Here is a 3,427-nt window from a genome sequence, read left to right on the forward strand (position 1 = left end):
GCGGTGGTTGGCGGGTCGTGGGGTGGAGCATGTGGTGCTTGTTTCGCGTCGTGGGTCGTTGGCGCCGGGTGTGGGTGGTCTTGAGGCTGAGCTGAGGGGTCTGGGTGTCGGGGTCTCGGTGGTGGCGTGTGATGTGGCTGATCGTGGGGCGGTGGCTGGGTTGCTGTCGTCGTTGGGTGAGCGGGTGGTGTCGGGTGAGTTGCCTGAGTTGAGGGGGGTGGTGCATACGGCTGGTGTGCTGGCGGATGGTGTGATCGAGGCGCTGACGCCGGAGCGTATGGCGTATGTGCTGCGGTCGAAGGCGGCCGGGGCGCGGCATCTGGACGAGTTGACCCGAGACCTGGACCTGGATCTGTTTGTGATGTTCTCGTCGATGGCGGGAGCGGTGGGTGGTGCGGGGCAGGGGAATTATGCGGCGGCCAACGCGTTCTTGGATGCGTTGGTGGAGCAGCGGCGTGGGCTCGGGCTGGCAGGTACTTCCGTCGCCTGGGGAGCATGGGCGGACGGCGGCCTCGCGGAAGGTGTAGGGGAGGAACGGCTGCAGCGCGGCGGCATCCTTCCGATGGCGCCGAACGACGCGGTGACCCTGCTTGCCGAGGCGCTGGAGCGGGACGAGGGCTGCCTCGTCGTGGCGGACGTCGACTGGGCGCGGTTCGCACCACGGCTCGCCACGGGCCGGCGCGCACCGCTGATCTCCGGCATCCCGGAGGCGCACCGCGCTCTGCAGGCGGCGGAATCCGACCACGGCGTCGCCGCCGCGGGCCCGGACGCGATGCTCCGCGCCGAGCTGGTCGGTCTCACGGCCGCCGAGCAGGACAGCAGGGTACTCGCCCTCGTACGTGCACAGGTTGCGGAGGTGCTCAGTCACCCCGACACCGAAGCGATCACAGCGGAACGGGCCTTCAAGGACCTCGGCTTCGACTCACTGGCCTCCGTCGAGCTCCGTAAGCGCCTCAGCAAGGCGACAGGACTCCGACTGGCGGTCACCATCGCCTTCGATCACCCGACACCGCGAAGCCTTGCCGACCACCTGCGGGACGAGCTGAAGCTGAACGGCGGCCCGAAGCGGTTCGACACCGTACTCGGAGACCTCGACCGGCTCGCCTCGGAACTCTCCGAGATCGTCCCGGAATCCGAGGACTCCGCACGTGGCGAGATAGCGCTCCGCCTGAAAGCACTACTCCAGCTGTGCAGCGACGCACAGGACGAGACCGTCGCCGAGTCCTCCGCCGCAGAGAAGCTCGCCTCGGCCTCCGACGACGACGTCTTCGACTTCATCAGCAACGAGCTCGGCATCTCCTGACGTCGACCGAGCACACCTCCCTTGATCTGCGTGAAGACTTCCTGAACCCCTGGAGTGGTACGGCGTGACGAACAGCAGCGAGGACAAGCTTCGCTACTTCCTGAAGCGAGTGACCGGCGAACTTCACGAAGCACGGCAGCGGCTCCAGGAAGTGCAGTCGGGGGAGCACGAGCCGATCGCGATCATCGGCATGGGCTGCAGGTTCCCCGGAGGAGTGATGTCTCCTGAGGAGTTGTGGGACCTCGTGGCATCCGGCGGCGATGCCTTCTCCGAGTTTCCCACCGACCGTGGCTGGGACACCGAGGGGCTCTACGACCCTGAGCTGTCACGGCCGGGCACGTCGTACGTCCGGGAGGGCGGATTCCTCAGTGACGTCGGTGAATTCGACCCGGCGTTCTTCGGGATCTCGCCGCGTGAGGCGCTGGCGCTCGACCCGCAGCAGCGGCTCCTGCTGGAGACGTCCTGGGAGGCGATAGAGCGCGCGGGCATCGACCCGTCGTCGCTGAAGGGCAGCCGTACCGGTGTGTTCGCCGGCACCAATGGTCAGGACTACGCCGCCCTGCTCCGCCGGTCGCCTCAGCAGTCCGAGGGGTATCTCGCCACGGGGATCGCGGCCAGCGTGGTGTCGGGACGCCTCTCGTACACCCTTGGGCTCCAGGGCCCCTCGGTGAGTATTGACACGGCCTGCTCGTCGTCCCTGGTGACGCTCCACCTGGCGGCGCAGGCGCTCCGGGCCGGAGAGTGCACCCTCGCCCTGGCCGGCGGTGTGACGGTGATGTCCACGCCTGAGATCTTCGTCGAGTTCAGCCGCCAGGGCGCGCTGTCCCGCAGCGGCCGGTGCCGGCCGTTCGCGGCCGGCGCCGACGGGACAGCGTGGGGTGAAGGCGCGGGCGTCCTGTTGCTGGAGCGGTTGTCGGATGCCCGGCGCAACGGTCACCCCGTACTGGCGGTGGTCCGTGGTTCGGCGGTGAACCAGGACGGCGCCAGCAATGGTCTGACAGCGCCGAACGGCCCCTCCCAGCAGCGGGTCATCCGCGCCGCGCTGGCAAGCGCCGGGCTGACCACCGCCGAGGTCGACGCGGTGGAGGCGCACGGCACGGGCACGTCGCTGGGTGACCCGATCGAGGCCGATGCGCTGCTGGCCACGTACGGACAAGGCAGGCCCGACAACAGGCCGCTGCTCATCGGCTCCTTGAAGGCGAACATCGGTCACACCGCAGCCGCCGCAGGTGTCGCGGGCGTGATCAAGATGGTCCAGGCGATGCACCACGCCACACTGCCGAAGTCTCTGTACGCCGATGAGCTGTCCTCGGAGGTGGACTGGTCGGCGGGTGCGGTCGAGGTTCTCGCCGAGGCGCGTGAGTGGCCGGCGGTCGAGGGGCGTCCGCGTCGTGCGGGTGTGTCGTCGTTCGGCGTGAGCGGTACGAACGCGCACGTCATTTTGGAGCAACAGACCGGGCAGTCCACCGAGCAGCCGACACCGCAGGAGTCGCCCGGTGACGTGACACCGCAGGTCAGCCCCGGTGTGGTGCCGTGGGTGGTGTCGGGGCGCGGAGCTGACGGCTTGCGTGGGCAGGCGGGGCGGTTGTTGTCGCTTGTCGAGGGTGATGTGGGTTTGTCGCCGGTGGATGTGGGTTGGTCGTTGGCGTCGGGGCGGGCTGTGCTGGAGCAGCGTGCCGTGGTGTTCGGTGGTTCGCGCGATGAGCTGGTGTCGGGTCTGCGTGGGCTGGTGGGTGGTGGGTCGGCTCCTGGTGTGGTGGTTGGGGCGGGTGTGCCGGTTGTGGGGCCGGCGTTGTTGTTTTCTGGTCAGGGTTCGCAGTGGGTGGGGATGGGGCGGGGGTTGTATGAGCGTTTTCCGGTGTTTGCGGGGGCGTTTGATGAGGTGTGTGGGTTGCTGGACGGGGAGTTGTCGGGTGGTGTGAGTGGGGGGGTGCGTGAGGTCGTCTTCGGTGAGGGCGGTCGTGTGGGGCTGGATGAGACGGTGTTCACTCAGGCGGGTTTGTTCGCTGTGGAGTGGGCGTTGTTCCGGTTGGTGGAGTCGTGGGGTGTGCGTGCGGGGTTTGTGGGTGGTCATTCGGTTGGTGAGTTGGTTGCGGCGTGTGTTGCGGGTGTGTGGTCGTTGGG

2 protein-coding genes are annotated in these 3,427 nt (G+C 68.2%); both read left to right on the plus strand.

Translation table 11 applies throughout. The features are described from left to right. Positions 1–1,303, plus strand: a 1,303-nt coding sequence (locus ACWCQM_RS40820; protein WP_450920122.1) for a KR domain-containing protein, incomplete at its 5' end; no start/stop codon positions are given. 64 nt (positions 1,304–1,367) lie between these two features. After that, on the plus strand, positions 1,368–3,427 hold a 2,060-nt coding region (locus tag ACWCQM_RS40825; protein WP_450920123.1), incomplete at its 3' end, for a type I polyketide synthase.

Source organism: Streptomyces sp. NPDC002125, assembly GCF_053593715.1.